The 324-nt window shown below is 57.7% G+C and carries 1 protein-coding gene; it reads right to left on the bottom strand.

The window, feature by feature from the left end; translation table 11 throughout:
• Positions 1 to 324, bottom strand: a 324-nt coding sequence (locus ACO0LB_RS20745; RefSeq protein ID WP_423052613.1) for a hypothetical protein, incomplete at both ends; no start/stop codon positions are given.

Below are 324 nucleotides of genomic sequence, written 5' to 3'. Positions count from 1 at the left end.
CATGCGCATGGCCAGGTCGACGCCTTTGCGGATGAGCGGTTCACCGCCCTTGGCGATCAATTTCGTCAGCGCCGAACCCAGGCCTGTTTCGCTGCTGGTGCTGACCAGTTTGCCGGTGATCAACAAGCCCCAAGTGGCGGCATTGACGAACATCGAAGGCGATTCGCCCAGATGCTTGCGCCAGTCGCCTTTGCTGATTTTGTCGGCGATCAGGCGATCTGCCGTTTGAGTGTCGGGTATACGCAACAGCGCTTCCGCCAAACACATCAGTGCAACACCCTCTTCCGATGATAGTGAGAACTCATGCATCAGTGCATCGACGCC

Origin of the sequence: Undibacterium sp. SXout7W (genome assembly GCF_049339385.1) — a bacterium.
In the GTDB taxonomy this organism is placed as follows: domain Bacteria; phylum Pseudomonadota; class Gammaproteobacteria; order Burkholderiales; family Burkholderiaceae_D; genus Undibacterium.
Note: the sequence above shows the minus strand (reverse complement) of the source record. Positions and strands in the feature narration are given on the sequence as shown.